At 33.2% G+C, this 20,005-nt stretch carries 26 protein-coding genes and 2 tRNA genes; 13 read left to right on the top strand and 15 right to left on the bottom strand.

The window, feature by feature from the left end; all coding sequences use genetic code 11:
• Nucleotides 1-59: 59 nt before the first annotated feature.
• Nucleotides 60-311 (top strand): hypothetical protein, encoded by a 252-nt coding sequence (locus AW732_RS07590; protein WP_067960869.1) that lies wholly within the window; start codon nucleotides 60-62, stop codon nucleotides 309-311.
• 1 nt (nucleotide 312) lies between these two features.
• On the opposite strand, the gene AW732_RS07585 is transcribed toward AW732_RS07590, so the two are convergent.
• Complete coding sequence (locus AW732_RS07585) at nucleotides 313-1,194, bottom strand: radical SAM protein (RefSeq protein WP_067961079.1); 882 nt, start codon at nucleotides 1,192-1,194, stop codon at nucleotides 313-315.
• A gap of 66 nt (nucleotides 1,195-1,260) precedes the next feature.
• Between AW732_RS07585 and AW732_RS07580 the strand changes: the two genes are divergently transcribed.
• The 3 genes from AW732_RS07580 to AW732_RS07570 all read left to right on the top strand — a co-directional run bounded on the left by AW732_RS07580 (nucleotide 1,261) and on the right by AW732_RS07570 (nucleotide 5,372).
• On the top strand, nucleotides 1,261-1,617 hold the full coding sequence (locus AW732_RS07580; RefSeq protein WP_067960866.1) for a reverse transcriptase-like protein: 357 nt from the start codon (nucleotides 1,261-1,263) through the stop codon (nucleotides 1,615-1,617).
• A 61-nt stretch (nucleotides 1,618-1,678) separates the two neighbouring features.
• Nucleotides 1,679-3,775: a 4-hydroxybutyrate--CoA ligase gene (locus AW732_RS07575; RefSeq protein ID WP_067960861.1), complete on the top strand. Its 2,097-nt coding sequence runs from the start codon at nucleotides 1,679-1,681 to the stop codon at nucleotides 3,773-3,775.
• 70 nt (nucleotides 3,776-3,845) lie between these two features.
• On the top strand, nucleotides 3,846-5,372 hold the full coding sequence (locus AW732_RS07570; RefSeq protein ID WP_067960858.1) for a 4-hydroxyphenylacetate 3-hydroxylase N-terminal domain-containing protein: 1,527 nt from the start codon (nucleotides 3,846-3,848) through the stop codon (nucleotides 5,370-5,372).
• 14 nt (nucleotides 5,373-5,386) lie between these two features.
• Here the strand turns inward: AW732_RS07570 and AW732_RS07565 are convergent, their stop codons facing one another.
• Entirely contained in the window at nucleotides 5,387-6,064 is a 678-nt protein-coding gene (locus AW732_RS07565) for a signal peptidase I (RefSeq protein WP_067960855.1), read from the bottom strand.
• Nucleotides 6,065-6,104: 40 nt separating this feature from the next.
• Complete coding sequence (locus AW732_RS07560; protein WP_067960852.1) at nucleotides 6,105-6,890, bottom strand: PRC-barrel domain-containing protein; 786 nt, start codon at nucleotides 6,888-6,890, stop codon at nucleotides 6,105-6,107.
• Nucleotides 6,891-7,006: 116 nt separating this feature from the next.
• Here AW732_RS07560 and trxA point away from each other — a divergent pair, with 116 nt between their 5' ends.
• Nucleotides 7,007-7,333, top strand: a complete 327-nt coding sequence (gene trxA / locus AW732_RS07555; protein WP_067960849.1) for a thioredoxin — start codon at nucleotides 7,007-7,009, stop codon at nucleotides 7,331-7,333.
• Between the two features lie 68 nt (nucleotides 7,334-7,401).
• A complete protein-coding gene (locus tag AW732_RS07550; protein WP_067960846.1) occupies nucleotides 7,402-7,938 on the top strand; it encodes a zinc ribbon domain-containing protein in 537 nt (178 codons plus the stop codon).
• 19 nt (nucleotides 7,939-7,957) lie between these two features.
• Here the strand turns inward: AW732_RS07550 and AW732_RS07545 are convergent, their stop codons facing one another.
• From AW732_RS07545 to AW732_RS07535, 3 genes are all read right to left on the bottom strand, one after another.
• Complete coding sequence (locus AW732_RS07545; RefSeq protein ID WP_067960844.1) at nucleotides 7,958-8,317, bottom strand: zinc ribbon domain-containing protein; 360 nt, start codon at nucleotides 8,315-8,317, stop codon at nucleotides 7,958-7,960.
• Between the two features lie 43 nt (nucleotides 8,318-8,360).
• Nucleotides 8,361-8,432: transfer RNA gene (locus AW732_RS07540), tRNA-Ala, on the bottom strand.
• Nucleotides 8,433-8,475: 43 nt separating this feature from the next.
• Nucleotides 8,476-8,673 (bottom strand): hypothetical protein, encoded by a 198-nt coding sequence (locus tag AW732_RS07535; RefSeq protein ID WP_067960841.1) that lies wholly within the window; start codon nucleotides 8,671-8,673, stop codon nucleotides 8,476-8,478.
• A 74-nt stretch (nucleotides 8,674-8,747) separates the two neighbouring features.
• Between AW732_RS07535 and AW732_RS07530 the strand changes: the two genes are divergently transcribed.
• Nucleotides 8,748-10,145, top strand: coding sequence for an amidohydrolase family protein (locus AW732_RS07530; protein WP_067960838.1), 1,398 nt, complete (start codon nucleotides 8,748-8,750; stop codon nucleotides 10,143-10,145).
• Here AW732_RS07530 and rpiA read toward each other — a convergent pair.
• From rpiA to AW732_RS07500, 7 genes are all read right to left on the bottom strand, one after another.
• The gene (gene rpiA, locus AW732_RS07525; RefSeq protein ID WP_067960836.1) at nucleotides 10,138-10,812 is read right to left on the bottom strand and encodes a ribose 5-phosphate isomerase A; all 675 of its coding nucleotides are present in this window, start codon (nucleotides 10,810-10,812) and stop codon (nucleotides 10,138-10,140) included. The genes AW732_RS07530 and rpiA overlap by 8 nt on opposite strands.
• Entirely contained in the window at nucleotides 10,813-11,772 is a 960-nt protein-coding gene (locus AW732_RS07520; RefSeq protein ID WP_067960832.1) for a hypothetical protein, read from the bottom strand. It lies immediately after the preceding gene.
• Entirely contained in the window at nucleotides 11,773-11,940 is a 168-nt protein-coding gene (locus AW732_RS08465) for a 50S ribosomal protein L37e (protein ID WP_008297772.1), read from the bottom strand.
• 10 nt (nucleotides 11,941-11,950) lie between these two features.
• The gene (locus AW732_RS07515) at nucleotides 11,951-12,187 is read right to left on the bottom strand and encodes an LSm family protein (protein ID WP_067960829.1); all 237 of its coding nucleotides are present in this window, start codon (nucleotides 12,185-12,187) and stop codon (nucleotides 11,951-11,953) included.
• Between the two features lie 56 nt (nucleotides 12,188-12,243).
• The gene (locus AW732_RS07510; RefSeq protein WP_067960825.1) at nucleotides 12,244-12,966 is read right to left on the bottom strand and encodes a creatininase family protein; all 723 of its coding nucleotides are present in this window, start codon (nucleotides 12,964-12,966) and stop codon (nucleotides 12,244-12,246) included.
• Nucleotides 12,967-12,971: 5 nt separating this feature from the next.
• A complete protein-coding gene (locus tag AW732_RS07505) occupies nucleotides 12,972-13,814 on the bottom strand; it encodes a formyltetrahydrofolate deformylase (protein WP_067961076.1) in 843 nt (280 codons plus the stop codon).
• 52 nt (nucleotides 13,815-13,866) lie between these two features.
• Nucleotides 13,867-13,954: transfer RNA gene (locus AW732_RS07500), tRNA-Leu, on the bottom strand.
• Between the two features lie 47 nt (nucleotides 13,955-14,001).
• Here AW732_RS07500 and glmM point away from each other — a divergent pair.
• The 6 genes from glmM to infB are packed head-to-tail and all read left to right on the top strand — an operon-like array spanning nucleotide 14,002 to nucleotide 18,231.
• On the top strand, nucleotides 14,002-15,351 hold the full coding sequence (glmM, locus tag AW732_RS07495) for a phosphoglucosamine mutase (RefSeq protein WP_067960823.1): 1,350 nt from the start codon (nucleotides 14,002-14,004) through the stop codon (nucleotides 15,349-15,351).
• Between the two features lie 35 nt (nucleotides 15,352-15,386).
• Nucleotides 15,387-15,773 (top strand): 50S ribosomal protein L7Ae, encoded by a 387-nt coding sequence (rpl7ae, locus tag AW732_RS07490; protein ID WP_067960821.1) that lies wholly within the window; start codon nucleotides 15,387-15,389, stop codon nucleotides 15,771-15,773.
• Nucleotides 15,770-15,979, top strand: a complete 210-nt coding sequence (locus AW732_RS07485) for a 30S ribosomal protein S28e (protein ID WP_067960819.1) — start codon at nucleotides 15,770-15,772, stop codon at nucleotides 15,977-15,979. The genes rpl7ae and AW732_RS07485 overlap by 4 nt, the downstream gene beginning before the upstream one ends.
• Before the next feature lie 9 nt (nucleotides 15,980-15,988).
• The gene (locus tag AW732_RS07480; RefSeq protein WP_067960816.1) at nucleotides 15,989-16,189 is read left to right on the top strand and encodes a 50S ribosomal protein L24e; all 201 of its coding nucleotides are present in this window, start codon (nucleotides 15,989-15,991) and stop codon (nucleotides 16,187-16,189) included.
• Nucleotides 16,190-16,191: 2 nt separating this feature from the next.
• Nucleotides 16,192-16,593, top strand: a complete 402-nt coding sequence (gene ndk, locus AW732_RS07475) for a nucleoside-diphosphate kinase (protein ID WP_067960803.1) — start codon at nucleotides 16,192-16,194, stop codon at nucleotides 16,591-16,593.
• 6 nt (nucleotides 16,594-16,599) lie between these two features.
• Nucleotides 16,600-18,231: a translation initiation factor IF-2 gene (gene infB / locus AW732_RS07470; RefSeq protein ID WP_253805601.1), complete on the top strand. Its 1,632-nt coding sequence runs from the start codon at nucleotides 16,600-16,602 to the stop codon at nucleotides 18,229-18,231.
• A 24-nt stretch (nucleotides 18,232-18,255) separates the two neighbouring features.
• On the opposite strand, the gene AW732_RS07465 is transcribed toward infB, so the two are convergent.
• Nucleotides 18,256-19,152, bottom strand: coding sequence for an LON peptidase substrate-binding domain-containing protein (locus AW732_RS07465; protein ID WP_067960800.1), 897 nt, complete (start codon nucleotides 19,150-19,152; stop codon nucleotides 18,256-18,258).
• 86 nt (nucleotides 19,153-19,238) lie between these two features.
• On the bottom strand, nucleotides 19,239-20,005 hold a 767-nt coding region (gene clpX / locus AW732_RS07460), incomplete at its 5' end, for an ATP-dependent Clp protease ATP-binding subunit ClpX (RefSeq protein WP_067960797.1).

Below are 20,005 nucleotides of genomic sequence, written 5' to 3'. Positions count from 1 at the left end.
ATATTTTAAGCATTTTTTAATATCAAAAGACTCTTAGCCTTTATTTTTTAATAATATTCATGTCTGAATTTTCCTCTAATGAAAAAACCATTTTGGTTCAATATGGAATTAAAAAATATGAACATGAGGAAACTGTTCTTGAAAAATTAAAAACTGTAATGAGTGAAAAAGATATTCAACGAAATATTGATACTTTAATTGCAACACAAATAGTTAGACGAATCGGTCCTGAAGTTCTTCAAAACAATGAAAGTCATACTGAATTACCTGATCTTCCTGAAAATTTAAAATCTATTATTGAGAATTTATAATTTAAAATCCTCTGATTCCTTGAGGACGTACAATTTCTGGATGTTCTTTCATCCATTCAACTTTTTCTAACATTTCTTGTTTATCTTGTGGAAATGTACCTTTTACAGTATATGCATTTGAACCATGATTTACTCTAAATACAATTTTTTCATTTGTATTGATTTGCTTAACTAATTCATAAAGTTCTTCTAATCCCTCATCATCATTGATTCTAACAAATTCTCCATCATACTTATCGATAAATTCTTGTTTGATTCCATTTTCTAAATACAATGTTAATGCACCAACATAATTTGGTGAACAGGCACTAATTACTTCAGCTGTACCTTTGATATGTTCTTTTGAATATTTTTTTCCACCTAATCCTAAAATTACCATGCATGACATTATGTAGCCTGCCTCTTTTGCTTTGTTAACTGATTTGATGATTGTTTTTGCAACTGCACCCTTAGTTACTTTTTTCAAAACAATATCTGAACCACTTTCAATTCCTAAATAGAACATGTCCAGTCCTGCTTCATTCATTTTCTTTAATTCTTCAGGTGTTTTTTTCAAAATATTCATTGGCATTGCATAACATGAAATTCTTTCAATATTTGCAAATTTTTCTCTAATGTATTTTAAAATTTTAATCATATATTCTGAATCAAGATTCAGTGCATCCCCATCTGCAAGAAATACTCTTCTTGTATCTGGAACATATTTTGCCATCATATCAATTTCAGCTTTAATATCATCCCATGATCTTTCAGAATATTCTTTTGATCTATACATATCGCAAAATGAGCATTCATTAAATGAACAACCTAACGTAACTTGAAAAATCAGTGATCTAGCTTCTGATGGTGGTCTATATAGTGGTGGATCATAATTTAACATCATTTTATTCATTTCACTTTGTTTGATTATCTTTTTTATACTTTCTATTTTGATAATAGTCAGTAAAAATTGAAAATTAGTGTTTATGTTGATGGATCTGGTGGTTCAAATGGTGGATTTGGTTTTTTTGTAAAAGAAACTGGAGAATCATTTTATGAAAAAAAACCTGAAATTACAAATAATCAAGCTGAATATTTGGCAATAATTTCTGCATTAAAGAAATTCGTAGATACTGATTATGAAATAACTATTTTCAGTGATTCTAAAAATACTGTAAATCAATTAAATCATGAATTTGCAATAAATAATGAAAAACTTCGTGATCTAGCTCGTGAATCATGGCTAATTATTGGAAAATTCTCACATTTATCTATAGTTTGGATTCCTAGAAAAGAAAATCTTGCAGGTAAGATGTTAGGAAGTTAGAATTAGAGATCAGAAATTTCTATGAATAACTTTATTATAGAAATTTTAAATTCATTTTATCATGGCAGAATCTGTCTTTTTATCTCCAAAATCAATTGCAGTAATTGGTGCATCAGATAAAGCTGGTAGTGTAGGTGCTACCATTACATCAAATATTATGAATGGTTTCAAAGGTATTGTCTATCCGATTAGTCCATCACGTGATAAAGTATTTTCTAAAAAAGCTTACAAAACTGTGTTAGATGTTCCAAAGCAAATTGATTTAGCAGTTATTGTAATTAAAAACACACTAGTTGCACCTGTTTTAGAAGAATGTGGTAAGAAAAAAATTAAAGGCGTAATTATCATTACAGCTGGTTTCAAAGAAGTAGATGAAGAGGGTGCAAAACGTGAACAAGAAATTAAAGATATAGCTAAAAAATACAAAATCCAAATCATTGGACCAAACTGTCTTGGTGTGATGAATCTCGATCCTAAAACAATGATGAATTCTACATTTCTTAAAATCACACCAAAATCTGGAAAAATTGCACTTGTTTCTCAAAGCGGTGCAATATGTGCTGCATTAGTTGAAGATGCTAGTGCTCAAGGAATTGGTTTTTCAGCAGTTGTCAGTCTTGGAAATAAAGCTGCAATGAGTGAAGTTGATGTATTAAAAATTCTAGCTAACCACAAACAAACTGAAGTTATTGTAATGTATCTTGAGGATATGGGTGATGGACAAGAATTTCTTAAAGTTTGTAAAAATATTACTAAAAAACTCAAAAAACCAGTTCTTGTTCTCAAATCTGGGCGTAGTCCTGAAGGTGCAAAGGCTGCAATGTCCCATACTGGTGCATTAATGGGTTCTGATGAAATTTATGATGCGTTACTAAAACAATCAGGTGCAATTAGAGTTGATACTATGGAAGAATTATTTGATTATGCAACTGCCTTTTCTAAACAACCATTACCATTAGCTGGTGATCTAGTAATTGTTTCAAATGCAGGTGGCCCTGCAATTATTTCAACTGATGCTTGTTCAAAAATGAATATCAAAATGGCTGATATTACAAGTGTCAGAAAAAAAATTGATCAAGTAATTCCGCCTTGGGGAAGCTCTAGAAATCCTGTTGACATTGTAGGTGATGCTGATTTTAATCGATTCAATAATGTTTTAGACAGAGTACTTGCTCATCCAAAAGTTGGTTCAGTTATTTCAATGTGTACTCCATCTGGAACTTTAGACTATGATAAATTAGCAGAGGTAATTGTTAACATGTCTAAAAAATATAAAAAAACAATGCTTGCTAGTTTAATGGGATTGGATGAAGGAATCACTAATAGGGAAATTTTAGCAAAAGGAAATGTTCCATATTATACATATGCTGAAGGTGCAATTCGAACTCTTGCTGCAATGATTAGATTTAGAAATTGGGTTAAATCTCCACAAGGAAAAATTACAAAATTCAAAGTAAATAAAACTAAAGCCCAAAAAATATTTGATAAAGTAAAAAGTGAAAAAAGACCAAACCTCTTAGAAGAAGAAGGACAAGAAGTTCTCAAAGCATACGGTTTACCACTTCCTGCTAGTGCACTTGCTACAAACGAATCTGAAGCAGTAAAAACTGCTAAGAAAATTGGCTATCCTGTTGTTATGAAAATTGCATCGCCTCAAATTATACATAAATCTGATGCAGGTGGTGTCAAAGTTAATCTAACTAATGATGCTGAGGTAAAGGCTGCTTTTAAGACAATTATTAAAAATGCTAAAAATTATGATAAAAAAGCTGAGATTAAGGGAGTGTTAATTGTTGAAATGGTTAAGGGAGGAAAGGAATTAATCATTGGCTCCAAATTAGAGCCTGGATTTGGACCGGTAATTATGTTGGGAATGGGTGGAATTTACGTTGAAGTTCTAAAAGATGTTACATTCAAACTTGCACCTGTCACAGACAAAGAATCTGATGATATGATTGCCTCAATTAAAACTCAAAAACTTCTTCAAGGAGTTCGAGGCGAAAAACCCTCTGATATTGCAAAATTATCTGAATGTATTCAGCGACTTTCACAATTAGTTACTGATTTCAAAGAGATCAAAGAATTAGATATGAATCCTGTACTTGTAATGGAAAAAGGAAAGGGTTGTAAAATTTTAGACGTTAGAATCGGCCTATAATTAATTTTTATTCATAAAATTCTCTTTTTTGGAATTTAGACTATTTATAGAACTTAAGCCTTATTGAATTATGAGTAATGAGTCTACTGTAATTAGATCTGGAGATGATTATATTGAAAGTCTCAGAAATCGAAATCTAAAGGTCTACCTCTTTGGAGAACTTGTTAAAGAACCTGTAGATCATCCTGTGATTAGACCGTCAATTAATGCAGTAGCTGAAACTTATGATCTTGCAATACGTGAAGAATCCCTTGCTTCAGCAGATTCATCAATAACAGGATTGAAGGTTAATCGATTTTTACATATTGCAGAAAGTGCAGAAGATTTAGTTTTACAAAATAAAATGCAAAGAAAATTAGGTCAAAATACTGGTACTTGTTTCCAACGATGTGTTGGAATGGATGCTATGAATTCTTTACATTCCACAACATTTGAAATTGATGAAAAACATGGAACTGATTATCATAAAAGATTTTTAGAATTTATTAAAATGGTTCAGAAAGGAAATCTCGTTATTGGAGGTGCAATGACTGATCCTAAAGGTGATAGAAGTAAAGGGCCATCTGAACAAGAGGATCCTGATCTTTTTACTAGAATTGTTGATAGTGATGAAAAAGGTGTTTATGTTTCAGGAGCTAAAGCACATCAAACAGGATGTATTAACTCTCATTGGATAATTTTGATGCCAACAATTAGATTAACTGAAAATGATAAAGATTGGGCAATTGTAGGTGCAGTTCCGGCAGATGCAGAAGGAATTACTTACATTTACGGTAGACAATCATGTGACACTAGAAGTATGGAAGAAGGTGACATTGATTCTGGTAACGCAAAATTTGGAGGACAAGAAGCTTTGATAGTTTTAGATAGGGTGTTTATTCCATGGGAAAAAGTTTTCATGAATGGAGAATTTGAATTTGCATCTATGTTAGTTGAACGTTTTACTTGTTATCATAGACGTAGTTATGTTTGTAAAACTGGATTAGGTGATGTGCTAATTGGTGCTGCTGCAACAATTGCAGACTATAATGGCGTTCCAAAAGTTTCTCACATTAAAGATAAAATTATTGAGATGACTCATCTTAATGAAACCATTTTTGCTGCAGGCATTGCATCTTCATATCAAGGACAAAAAATGAAATCTGGTGTATTTCTCAATGACGATATGCTTGCACAAGTATGTAAACACAATGTAACTAGATTCCCTTATGAAATTAGTAGACTTGCACAAGATATTGCAGGTGGATTAATGGTAACATTGCCATCTGAACAAGATTTTAGACATCCAGAAGCTGGTCCAATGTTAAAAAAATATCTTGCAGCAAGAAAAGGTGTAGATGTAGAAAATAGAATGAGAATTTTAAGATTAATTGAAAATATGACTCTTGGTAGAAATGCAGTTGGATATCTAACAGAATCTATGCATGGTGCCGGTTCACCACAGGCTCAAAGAATCCAAATTCAACGCCAAATGCAAGTTGGATACAAGAAAAATTTAGCAAAGAACCTTGCTGGTATCACAAATGATATTGAAGAACCTTCAGAACCATCTGATTACTTTAAACGTGTTTTCAAAACAAAAGACTCTGTACTTTAATTTAGAAAATTAATTTATTGCTTATTTTCTTTATCTTCGTCTGATTTCTCTTCAACTTGTTTAGATTCTTCAATTTTCTCTTCAGAAATTTCTGATTTGTTTATTTCTGCTGAATATTCAGAATCTGTTTCTATTTTACCAATGTCCGATAATTCTTCTAATGTTTCTTTACTTACTATATCTTCCACATCTTTTTTCTTACCTGTAAATTGTTTAATGATCATAATCCCTACGACAATTGCAATAATGATATAATTCATTGGAGGTTTCAACACTTGTGTAATGTATCCTACTTGTGGAATGATGTATGCTACTTTACCAATGTATTCTTCTTCTGTAATTGGATAATCTGTACCTCTGATGAATGATGGATTTGCATCACCTTGTGTTCTGACTGTAAGTGGATCTTCGCTAAGAATTGATTCAACTCTATGAACAATTACCCTGTTGTGATCTGAAGGCCTATCAAACACAATTATGTCTCCTACTTGAACTTCTTCAAATGGCTCATGTCCTTGAATAACTATGATGTCATAAACTTCTAAGGCTGGAATCATACTTCCACTTGCAACAACATAAAATGGATTTTGAGTTCCAAATGCAGCTGTTAACCCAATCCAAATAACTACTACTGCTACTGCTACGATTACAATATCTTTGATAACACCTTTTGAGATAGATCTTTTAGTCAATTACATTATTTCCTTATTGATATTTCATTAAGTTTGTTAATTATTGGATTTTATTTCCACATTCTTCACAGAATCTTGAGCCATCTTTATTTACAAATCCACATTCAGAACATTTTCCTGGCTGAGATGCAGCAGTTTCTTCAGGTTTTCCTAGTAAAACGACTTCCCCAACTTTTTTAATACTTGTCCAAGGAATACTGCCTTCAGTTCCATCAATTTTGATTATTACCAAAACCATTGATTGTGTATTGCCATCAATACCAACTTGTTTTGCAGTACCAATTTTATTTGCATTTTCATCTATTACTGCTCTTCCTTCTATTGAACTAACAGATGTGGAAGAACTTGGTGTTGTAGCTTCTACTGCAGGTGTTGTAGCTTCTACTGCAGGTGTTGTAGCTTCTACTGCAGGTGTTGTAGCTTCTACTGCAGGTGTTGTAGCTTCTACTGCAGGTGTTGTAGCGTTTGAATCTAATGGTTTTGCACTTCCTACTTCTACTTCTTCATTTGGTTTTTTGAATTCTCTATATTCTGCAATAGATGCATTACATGAATTACAAATATACTGACCTCTTTCAGCTAAAACTAAATTTTCTGCTACTTCTTCATTTGGATTTTCAAACTCTATTTTTGGTGGACCTTCAAATTCTTTTTCACATGTATTGCAAAAATGTTTAGTAATTTTATCTGCATCTAATCTGCCAATTGGTGCTAAAAATAAGTCTGGACCTCCTAAATTCCCTTTCATTTGTTGTTCATCTGTAACTGTGGCCATAACATAGCCTCCAGAACCTCTTAATTTTTTTAATCTAAGTTCTGAACTCATAATTCAGATTTATCAAAACGTCATTTAAGTATATATGAAATTTGATCTAAATTCAAAAAATAACATATTGAAATTTGGTGAACGTTTTTAGGTGTGATGATTAAATCCCAATTATAATGGGAATTACTCAAATTTCAGATGCAAAGTCTTGGGAAGTAGATGTCATTAATTCTGACATTCCTGTATTTGTAGACTTTTGGGCAGAATGGTGTGGTCCATGTAGAATGGTAGGCCCAGTAGTTGAAGAACTTGCAAACGACTATGATGGCAAAGTAAAATTTGTCAAGGTTAATGTTGACGAGGCTAATGAATTAGCTTCTAAATACAATGTGTTTAGTATTCCGACTTTGATCCTCCTTAACAAAGGTGAAATAGTTAGTCAACAAGTTGGTGCTGCTTCTAAAGAATCATACCAAAGTATGATTGACAGAGCATTAGCATAAAATACCAAAAACGTTTTTCTTGTTTTTTCTTCCTAAAGTAATTAATATTCCAATATTTGATTCAGATTATGTCTTTTGGTGAAGTAGATACACTTGGAATGCTTTTTGATAAACTACAGAGTTTGTTTGATGAATCTCAAGGATACTATGAATCATTTTTAGATACTAACAATATGTACAAAAAAGGTCAAATCAGTGACAAAGAATTCTTTCAAAAATTAGGTGATTATACAGTTGCATATTCAGCATTAGAATTTTTAGCTATCAAAGTAATTTTTGAATTAAGAAAATCTCAAGGTTCTAGTTCTGGGAATACTCCGTCTCCTGGATTAATGCCGGGAATGGGACAACCTGGAATGATGGCAGGGGGAATGGGTCAACCACCAAGATCTGGAACTACGCAAAATCCTGTAGGTGGAGGTCCACCTGGAATTGTTTCTGCACAAGAAGCATTTGGAGATGTTGGAACTTTACCATCTCCTGATCCAGCTTTGATGCCAAGGCAAACTGCACCACCACCACAATCTGGAAATGGATGTGCTTCTTGTGGTGCTGAATTGAGATCAAATTCAAAATTCTGCACAAAGTGTGGATCTAAAGTATAAAATTAAAAATATAATTTTTTTATTCTTGTGTTGTACCGCATTCTGGACAAAACTTTGCGGTCATTGATAAACTAGTACCACATTCAGAACAGAATTTTCCATCTGTTTTTACTTCGTTGTATGCATTTCCTACACTTGCTGAACTTTTTACTGCACCTGTTGGAACATATGTTTCATCATCAATTAAAACTGGTTCAAAATCTTGTTCAGTTAAGTATGTCATCATTCTTGGAATTCCTTTCCCTTCATTCTTAGGATCTGGTACTGAATCTCCCATCCAAAATGCAAATCTCATTAGAGTTAGTTCTGGAGTAGAAAATGCTAATGTGTGTTTTGACATATAATCTTGTGCTGCCTTTTTGCCGTCAAAAACTTCCATGATGATGGTATTTTTTATTTATGTATAATAGTTTCTGGTAAAATGGACCGAGAGGGAATCGAACCCTCGTCATCTTCGTTGCGAACGAAGCATTATGCCTCTAAACTATCGGCCCTCAACTATTTTTGGCTAATTTGGGCTTTTAATCATTCTTAATATCACTTTATTCCTTTTTCTAATTTGATTTTTTTAATAACATTCTTGACTAATTCTTCATCTTTTGTAACCAACTCTTGGAGTTTTTCTTTATATTCTTCATCTCCCCACTTTCCCTGATTAAACATCTCTTTGACTAATTTTACAATTTCAGATTTATTTCTCTGATGATCACGTTTTACAATTTCTGAATCGTCCATGACTTTTCATTTTGTTTTATTAACTTAAGCGTATTCCTTAATGTATAATAGAGAATATGATGTAAATTTTTTTGATGACATATGATACTGTAATAGTTGATTCACACGTAATTCTTCCTACTGGAATGATTGACAAAAATATTATAATTGATGATGGAAAAATTGTAGGACTTACAAATGATCTTCCAACATGTAATCATAAAATTAATGGTAATGGATTAATTTCAATTCCTGGTGGAATTGATACTCATGTTCATTATGGTGTCTATTCACCAATTAATGAAGCTGCAAAAACTGAGTCTCATGCTGCAGCAATTGGTGGTATTACAACTATGATGCGTATGCTTCGATTAGAAAACCCTTTCACAAATTCGTTACAATCTCAATTAACATCAGCATCTAAACATCATTATGTTGATTATGCTATACATGCTTCAATTTTTACACAACAACAAATTGACGAAATGAATTTTTGTGTTGAAAAAGGAATCACATCTTTTAAAATTTACATGAATCTTGGTGGCGAAGTTGGACATGTATACATGGATATGCCTCCTAATTCTTCTGAACTTGTTGCGTCAAAAGTAAATGTTACAGATGAACTTGTAGAAAAAATTGTAAAAAATGCGGCACAACTTGGTTGTCCTGTACTTGTTCATGCAGAAGATTATGAGTCATGTGGTTGTGGAATTAAAAAAGCAAAAGAAAAAAACCAAGATGGGTTATCTGCATGGTCATCTAGTCGTTCACCTGAATTTGAAGCTAAAGCAATTAAAACAGTATGTCAATTTGGTAGAAAATATGATTGTGTGATTTATTTTGTTCATATTGGTTCTGAACAAGCACTATTACAAATTCAAGAAGAAAAAAAACTCGGAACAAAAATTTTTGTAGAAACTTGTCCACACTATCTTACTTTATCATATGAAAAACAAAATGGATATCTTGCAAAAGTGATGCCTCCAATACGAACTGAAAATGATAAAAAATCTGTTTGGACTGCATTATCAAATAATCAAATTGATACAATAGGAACAGATCATGTTGCAAATCAATTGAAACTAAAACTTGATGGTGATGATGTGTGGGGTGCTTTAGCTGGTTTTCCTGGAATTGGAACTTCTTTACCATTATTGCTTAATGATGGAGTAAATCAAAATAGAATTACGCTTGAACAATTTGTTAAATTTACTAGTTTTAATGCAGCACAAATTTTTGGTATGTATCCGCAAAAAGGAACCCTTGAAAAGAATTCAGATGCTGATGTAACTATGATTGATTTGAAAAAAGAGAAAAAAGTAACTTCTGAATTATTTGGAAGCTTTTCTGATTATATTGTATATGAGGGACGAAATCTGAAAGGTTGGCCTGTAAAGACAATAGTTAGAGGTGAATTAGTTGCTGATGATTTTGAGATAATTGGAAAACTTGGTCATGGAAAACATGTTTCAAGAACAGTGATTACTAAATAATTTCAAATTTACCTTTTGTTTTAGCCTTGTAAATAATATCTGGCTTTCTAAGAAAGATACCTGATTCTAAAACTCCTGGAATTTGTTTAATTTTTTGTGTTAATATTTTGGGATTTTTTATTGTTCCAAAATCAGAATCTAAAATAATGTTCCCATTTTCTGTAAAAAATGGATAACCTCTATCTAAAGAGCGAATTTTAGATTCTCCTCCTAATTTTTTTATATAATTTATGACTCCGTTTCTTGCTAATGGATGAATTTCTATTGGTACTGTTCTTGTAAAATCTTTAACAAATTTTGTTTTATCTGCCATCACTACGACTTTTTTTGCAAGACTAAACAAAATATTTTCTCGAAGTAATGCTCCGCCACCACCTTTGATTACATATTTTTGTGAATCAATTTGATCTGCTCCATCAAATACAATATCTATGTGATTTACCTGATCAGATTCAATTAATTGTATTCCAGCTTTTTCTGCAACAAATTTAATTTGTAATGATGTTGGAATGCCTTTGATGTTATAATTTTTTAATTTAATTAATTTTGCAAGTGATTTTACCAATGAAGTTGCAGCCCTACCACTACCCAATCCAATCACTTGATTATTTTTAATTAATTTTAGTGCATCATTTGATAATGCCTCCATGGCATCATCATAAGACAATTATTCTACCTCTGCTTGATCAAGTTTTGATAAAACTCTCATGATATCGCCCTTGATTTTATCTAAATCATCACTATCTTCATCAAAATCATCCTCGATTGTTGATGTCTTTGGTTTTTGTTCTGGTTCTGGAAGTGCTTTATGCTCAGTAATTTTTGCTACTTCTTTATCTAAGTCTGGTTTATTTTCAATTAATATTTCTGGTTTAGGTGTAATTGATTGAACAATTTCTACTTTGTCTTCTATTTTGGGTTTTGATTGAACAATTTCTTTAACAATTTCTTCTTTTGGTTTAATTAATTCAGTTTGAATTGTCTTTGGTTTTGGCATTGGTTTTGTAATTTCTTTCTTTTCAAATAGTGGGAATTTTGGTTCACTTTTTGGAATATTTGTTAATGTTGTTAATTCAAATGAACGTTTTGATTTTGATGGTGGTATTGCAATTGGATCTATTTTTGTTTCCTTTGGTTTTTCAAAATTAAATGATTCCTTAATTGATTTAGAAATATGTTTTTTAATTTCCTCTTTTTCTTGTTTTACTTCCGGTGATTGAATTTTTGAATTTGCCATTTTTGATGACAAGTCGTATAATCTATCATCAAGTTTGGATAATTTTTGATCCATCAAACTTATCAAACCATCTCCAACTGGACCTAAGTCTGGATGTTTACTGGCTTGTTCAAGTTTTTCTAATTTAGCTAAAATTATTCCTAATTGATGTTGATACTTTAGAAGAAGTTTATCCTTTTGAATTTTAGAAAATTCATCATCTGATTGATATAATCTTGAAATTGTTTTTGTTAGAATGTCTTTCTCAATTTTTAAAGAATTAATTTGATTTTTGATATGTGAACTTGCACCCAAACTTAATAATTGATTTTTATCTCTTGGCATCTTTCTAACAGCAGCTGCTGTTGCAACTCCTGCAATTGAACTAAGAATTAAGGCAATCTCTTGCATCTATGTATACCATTTAATCCAGGAATACTTTCTTCGTTTAGCCTCTGGGAATCCACAGCTTGCGCATTGGTGATGACGCTTGTGTAGTGAATTTTTACCACATCTTCTACATCTAATATGGACCTTCTTTTTAGTAAATCCTCCCATAGAAGTAGTACCTTTTGTCATTCCAAATCACCTAATTTTTTGGTGGTGGAGGGGATATCATTACAACATTATCTCCTCTAACTACGATGGAACCAAGGCTTTTTGTCTCGCCTTCAGTAGGTATCTCTTCTGAAGAATCGAGTAGCAGATTCATGTGTTGATCAAAACCTAAAAGATTACCTCTAATTGTTTTACTTCCTTTGAGTTTTATTAATACAACTTGATTAATACTCTCATCCAATACTTTTACTGCCATATCAACGGACATCTATATCACTCATTGACTTGAATATTGAGGGATTATATTAAAATATCATTATGTACCTATAACCTATCTTCAGTAAGGTAAGTTTGACACTTTTTAGATAAATTTTGTACAATTTCATTCAAAATTTTTATTCCATCTTTTTTAGTAGCCTTTCTTGGATCTCCCCAAATTCCATTTTTAGTAGCCTTTGGAAATGATTGATTAGCTAATTTGCTAATTTTTACAATTTCTTGTTTTGTCATTTTATCTGTGATTAATCCTTTTTTGGCCAAATTCATTTTAACATTTTTTGAAATTGCTAACATTAATGATGTTTCTACAAATCCAGCATGATCAAAGTCTCTTTCCATAAAATGCCAATATGATAATGGGCATACTCTGACTTTATTTTTTAACATTTTTTGAATTTTCAAATCAAAATTTTTGATTGATTTTAAATTTCCATGATGACCATTAATTATGAAGATTGTTTTGATATTATTCTCTGATAATGATTTACACAAATCTGTGAGTATTGTTCGTAATGTTGATTCTCTAATACTTAAATTAAAAAATGGTGCATGTTCAAAAGAAACCCCATAAGTAATTGTTGGAAGAAGAAGATATCCATTTTTGTCAGTAATTTTTCTTGCTACTTCTGATACAATATCTGAATCTGTTGAAATTGGTAGGTGTGGACCATGTTGTTCAATTGAACCAATTGGAATAACAGCAATTTTCTTCTTATTTTTAGTTAAATTTCTTAAAATTGGATCAAACTGAGATGTAAGATTTGTCATTTAATTCACTTAGATTTAATGTGAACTTTTCTCCAACGAACTTCAAGTTTATTTTCTAAATGCATTTTTGTTGCCTTTAGCAATGTATCTGCTTCAAGTTTTTGTCCTTTTGATTTAATTTTTTCTAATGTGTCATTTGGATCCACTTTGAAAGAATCTTGAAAAATTATTGGTCCTTGGTCTAAATTTTCTGTAACGTAGTGTGATGTTACGCCGACTATCTTCGTACCTCTCTCATAAGCTTGTGCATATGCTGATGCACCTGGAAATGCAGGTAAAAGTGATGGGTGAATGTTAATAATTCTATTTGGATATCTCCATACAAAATTTGGACTGAGAATTCTCATATATCTTGCAAGAGAAATTAAATCAATATTATATTTCTTACAAATATTGATAATTTTTTCTTCAGCTTTTATTTGATTTTTTTCTTCTATTGTAATGAATGGAATTTTTGCTTTTTTTGCTATTGGTTCTAATGATTTTTCTGTACCTATAATTACTGAAATTTTTCCTTTCAATGATTTTCTATTTACAATAAATGTTTGAAGACAAAGTGGTTCTTTAGTAACAAATACTGCAATATTTTTCTCAGAATTTGTTTCATGATGTGTATTTACATCCATTTTTTCTTTTTTTGCTAATTTTTGAATTTCAATATCAAATTTTTTTACATCTAATTTTTTTGAAAATGAAACTTCTAGATACATACCAAAAAGATTTTTGATTACATTTTGATTTACTTTTTCAATATTTCCTCCTTTAGAAAATGCAAAATTAGTAAATGCAGCTACAATACCTTCTCTGTCCTTACCTACAACTGTAATTCCTACTACTGTTTTTTTCATAACTTTGTATGGTGAAGTTTTTCTCATTATTAATCATTCACAGTAATTAAGATGGTGCGGGAGGTGGGATTTGAACCCACGAACTCCTAAGAGATAGGGTCCTAAGCCCTACGCCTTTGACCAGGCTGGGCGACTCCCGCAACGACTTTGCCATTAAACACAAATTTATCTATTATTGAATACATTCATGGCAAAATTTTTTGGAACCAATGGAATTAGAGGTGTTTTTGATGAAGATTTCACTTTAGAATTCATTCATGAAATGACATTATCTATAGGAACATATTTTGAGAAAGGACCAATTTTGATTGGATATGATGGACGAGAATCAAGTCCATTAATTTGTAAAATCATTTCTTCTAGTCTTAATTCTATTGGAATTGATTGTAATGTGGCAGGTCTTGTCCCAACACCTTGTCTTGAATATGCAGTAAAATCTCTTGGTTATTCTGGTGGAATTATGATAACAGCTTCACATAATCCACCTCAATACAATGGGATTAAACCTGCTGGAAAAGATGGTGTTGAAATTTCCCGTGAAGATGAATTATTAATTGAAGATATCTATACCAAAAAAAATTGGTTACCCAGACCTGAAAAATGGGGAATTACTGATGAAGAAACTAAAACAATTGAAACATATCTTAATGGAATTATAACACATATTGATTCTAATCTTATAGAATCAAAACCCTTCAAAGTTGTTTTAGATTTAGGTAATGGTGCACAGGCTGTTACTGCACCTGATTTTTGTAAAAAATTAAACTGTGAAGTAATTCTTGTAAATGAAATAGTAGATGGTAAATTTCCAGGACGTGGTTCAGAACCTACTCCACAAAACCTTTCTGTTCTTTCAAAAACAGTTTTAGACAATAAAGCTGATTTTGGAATTGCCTTTGATGGTGATGGTGATCGAAGTATTTTTTGTGATGAACTTGGAAATGTTTTGACTGGTGATAAATCTGCATTAATTCTCATTAAACATATTCTAAACAAAAATCCAAATTCTTTAGTTGTCACTTGTCTGAATTCTGGTACGAACACTGAAATGTTGACTGAAAAATATGATTCAAAAGTCATACGTACTAAAGTAGGAAGTGTTGAGGTTTCTAGAAAAATGCTTTCAACAAATGCATTAATTGGATTTGAAGAAAATGGTGGATTCATGTTTGGAAAACATAATCAAGTCAGAGATGGTTGTATGAGTTTGGGATTGATGTTGGATTTTTTATCTACTACTGATAATTCATTGTCTCAGGAAATTTCTCAATTGCCTCCTTCCTTTACCACCAAGGATAAAATTGAATGTTCAGAAGAAAATGCAAATAAAATAATATCTTCGTTAAAAGATGAATTTCCAAACTCTGATACTTCTGATGGAATTAAAATCACTCTTGACTCAAAAAATTGGGTTATGATTAGGCCAAGTGGAACTGAACCGATCATTAGAATTTATGCCGAATCTACTGATTTGGAGAATTTAGACGTTTTAATGACAAAATTTCTTGAAAAAGTCAAGTCAATCATTTCCAGATAACACTTTTAATACCATACACAGGATTCGATAATACTATGGGAAAAGCCTATTACGTTAAATTTGAAACTCCAGAAGAATTGGTAAGTCCAATCTTGGAAGCCGTTAGAGTTGCATCAACCAGCGGTAAAGTCAAAAAAGGAACAAATGAAGCAACAAAGGCTATTGAACGTGGTACTAGTAAATTAATTGTAATTGCTGAAGATGTTGAACCACCAGAGGTAGTAGCACATCTTCCAATTCTATGTGAAGAACAAGGTGCAGCATATGCTTTCGTTCCAAATAAAGAAGAATTAGGCAAATCATTAGGTATTGATATTACTTCAGCCGCTGCAGCAATTTTGGATGCTGGCGATGCACAACATATCGTCGACCAAGTTACAACAAAAATTGTTGAATTAAAAGGCGGTAAATCTGAACAATGAGTGCAACTGAAGAAGTAGTAGAATCTGAAATTATTCAAATTGTTGGTAGAACTGGAATTGCCGGCGAAGTTATTCAAGTTAGAGTTAAAGTTCTTACAGGTAAAGATAAAGGAAGAATTCTTACAAGAAATGTAAAAGGTTCTGTTAGAATGAATGAAATTTTAATGCTAAGAGAAACAGAAAGGGAAGCAAAGAAAATCAAATAGGTGATATGATTGAGTCTTTTAGTTAAACCATGCAGTTTTTGTGATAGGCCTGTTGCAAAAGGTTCTGGAACAATGTTTGCTAAAAATGATGGAACTGTTTTATGGTTTTGTTCAGCAAAATGTAAAAAAAATGCATTAGTTCTAAAACGTGATCCAAGAAAATTAAAATGGACTAAAAAACATGTCAAAGGCGGAATTAGAAAGAATTAGAATTGACTGAACAATCATTATTCATTGTAAAACCTGATGCTGTAGCTAGAAATTTAGTTGGAGAAGTAGTGTCTAGATTTGAAAGAAAAGGATTCAAACTTTTAAAATTAAAGATGTTTACATTTACTCAAGCACAAGCAGAAAATTTCTATGGCGTTCACAAGGATAAACCATTTTTTGGTGAATTAACATCTTTTATTACATCTGGACCTGTTGTTGCTGCAATAATTGAAGGAAATAATGCAATTGCTACAACTAGAATTATGATTGGTGCAACAAAATCTTTTGAAGCTGATCCTGGTTCTATTAGAGGTGATTTTGGTTTAGGTTTTAGTGAAAATATTATTCATGCATCAGATTCCCAAGAAAGTTTTGATCATGAATCGAGGGTAGCATTTGAGTGATCTGATTTGCAAATTCGTCAGCCCATAGTGGCAGTTCTTGGTCACGTAGACTCTGGAAAAACATCTCTATTAGATAGAATTCGTGGTACTGGTGTACAGGGAAGAGAAGCAGGTGGAATTACTCAACATATTGGTGCAAGTTTTCTTCCAACTGAAACAATCAAAGAGACATGTGGACCTTTATACAAAAAATTAGAACGATCTGAAAATAAAGTTCCTGGATTATTGGTAATTGATACACCTGGACACGAAGTTTTTACAAATCTACGTTCACGTGGAGGATCAGCTGCTGATATTGCAATTTTGGTAGTTGATGTAAATCGTGGATTTCAACCACAAACAAATGAAAGTCTAAAAATCTTACAAAGTAGAAAAGTTCCATTTGTAGTTGCATTAAACAAATGTGACCAAATTTCTGGTTGGCGAAAATCTGAAACTCAATTTATTTCACAAGCAATTAAAGAACAGGATGCATCGATTCAAACTGACTTAGATCAAAAAATTTATGATGTAGTTGGAACCTTGTCTATTTTAGGATACAAGTCAGAAGCGTTTTACCGCGTTGAAGATTTCAAGTCTGAAATTGCTATAGTTCCAATTTCTGCACGTTCTGGTGTAGGAGTTCCAGAATTACTTAGTGTTTTAGTTGGATTAACTCAACAATATTTACAAAAAAGATTGGACCAAGAAGAAAAAGAACCACGTGGAATTGTTCTGGAAGTTAAAGATGAGGTTGGATTAGGACAAACTGCAAATATTATTTTAATTGATGGAACTATCAAAAAAGAAAATAGTATTGTTGTGGCAAAACGTGATTCTGTGATTGTTACCAAACCTAAAGCACTACTTTTACCAAAACCTCTTGATGAGATGAGAGATCCTAGAGATAAATTCAAACCAGTTCCTCAAGTTGATGCAGCAGCTGGTTTGAAAATTGCGTCACCTGAACTTGAAGGTGTCCTTCCTGGTAGTACACTTTATGTCGCACAAAATAACGAAGAGATTGAAAAATTTACTAAACTCATAGAATCTGAGATGCAATCTATGTTTATTGATACTGAAACTAATGGAGTTATTTTGAAATGTGATACTATAGGTTCTTTGGAAGCAATTGTTGAAATGCTTAAACGCTCTCAGGTTCCTGTTGCAAAAGCCGATATTGGACCTGTAAATAGACGAGATATTATTGAAGCCAAAGCTATCAAAGAAAATGATAGACATTTAGGAATTGTTTTGGCATTTAATGTCAAAGTATTGCCTGATGCACAAGAAGAATCTGAAATCAGTCATATCAAATTATTTGAGGATAAAGTAATTTACAGTCTTATCGACAATTACAATGCTTGGGTAGAAGAAGATTCAGCAAATGAGGAGGATGCAATGTTTGCTGAACTGACACCAATTTCTAAATTTACATTTATGAAAGGAATGGTGTTTCGTAATAACAATCCTGCAGTTTTTGGTGTTCGGATTGATGTTGGTAACTTAAAACATAAAATTCCATTTATGAATATGTCTGGAAGAAAAGTAGGTTACATACATCAACTTCAACTTGATAAAAAAACTGTATCATCTGCAAAAGCTGGAGATGGACACAGTAAACGCATTAAATTCTACTCACTCCGCCCACGGCGATAGCCGGGCGGAGTATAGACGCAACCTTCACTCTCCTATTTCCAGCAACACGTCCAAATAATTGCGCCCAACCCCGGCTTCCGCGGCCATCGGGCTCATTTTTCGCAATCGGGTCAATTCCGTTTCTGCTTTCTGGCGCGCCTCCGGTGTAAATTTACAAGCCTTGATACGCTCAGCCATTTCCGTCATCTCATCCGGAACTTCACCATGTCCGAGCTCTGTCTGGATAGCCTTTATCTGTTCATTTAAATAATATTCCCGGTGAGTTTTTTCCATCTGACTTTTGACACGGGTACGGATTTTCTTATCAATTTTCATTCGTTCCAGCTGTGCCTGCATGAATTCCAGGATAAGTGTCAATCGTACCACAGGATCCGCCAAGCTTAAAATTTTCTGTTTTTCAGAAACCTCCACATCCAGATGGACTGCTATCAGATCAGCCAATTTACGCCCATCTGTCATCTTATGGGATGTTGCCACAACTTCGTCCGTTATCTTGGCACTCAGCTTACCATACAAGCTGAACTGCTCTATAGCGGTCTGCTGTAAAGCCTTAAATTTTTCATTGTCGAGAACCTGCTCAACCAGGACATGACTTTCAGCGACCAGATAATCGCTCTCCATGCGAACATTGCTTAACTGAACACGCCGCTGCCCTTCTACCAGTACTCGAACATTCCCATCCGGCAGTTTCAAAAGCTGCAATATGTTAGCTTGACAGCCATGTGTATACAGTTCTTCAGTTCGCGGAGTTTCAGAATCGGGGTTTTTCTGTGTGACTAAAAGAATCTGCTTGCCCTGCTCCATCGCCGCTTCAAGCGCACTCATGGATGCCGCCCGGCCCACAAAAAGCGGGACAACCATATGCGGAAATACAACAATATCACGCAAAGGTAAAACAGGTAAAAGCAGAGTATTTGTCATAATATATCTTCCTGAACCATAAATGGGTAAGCCTGATGTGGTATATCAGGCCTGATTTTTCAAGCCCAAGCATGCAGAAACTCGGCTCAGGAGGCCTTTTCCGCGTTTTTGTCGTGATGGTGGTCGGAATAAATCAATAGGGGTTGTGCCTGGCAGTTGACAACTTCATTATTGATGACCACCTCCTCAACCTGTTCATAATTGGGCAAGTCATACATGGTATCGAGCAATATATTTTCCATAATCGAACGTAATCCACGCGCACCGGTTTTACGTGCAATGGCCTTTTTAGCAATCATATGCAAGGCATCTTCGGTGAAACTCAAGCGTACTCTTTCCATTGCAAACAAGGCTTGATATTGCTTGACCAAAGCATTTTTTGGTTCCGTAAGAATGGTCACCAAAGCCGACTCATCAAGATCACATAAAGTGGCAATCACCGGTAATCGCCCGACAAATTCAGGAATAAGGCCAAACTTAACAAGGTCATCGGGCTCCACATCCATTAAAATATCACCCAAGCGACGATTATCCTTTTCACGAATATCGGCACCAAAGCCAATGGATGATTTTTTACCACGCCGACTTATTACATTATCAAGGCCAGTGAAAGCACCACCAACGACAAATAATATATTGGTCGTATCAACCTGTAAAAATTCCTGTTGCGGATGTTTCCGCCCGCCTTGAGGCGGCACCGAAGCGACGGTACCTTCCATAATTTTCAGCAATGCCTGTTGCACTCCTTCTCCGGAGACATCACGCGTAATGGACGGGTTATCAGACTTGCGGCTGATTTTATCAACTTCATCAATATACACAATACCGCGCTGTGCCCTCTCAACATTATAAT

Origin of the sequence: Nitrosopumilus sp. Nsub (genome assembly GCF_001541925.1) — an archaeon.
Lineage (GTDB): Archaea > Thermoproteota > Nitrososphaeria > Nitrososphaerales > Nitrosopumilaceae > Nitrosopumilus.
The sequence above is the reverse complement of the archived record's forward strand: the minus strand, read 5'-3'. Positions and strand labels throughout refer to the sequence as shown.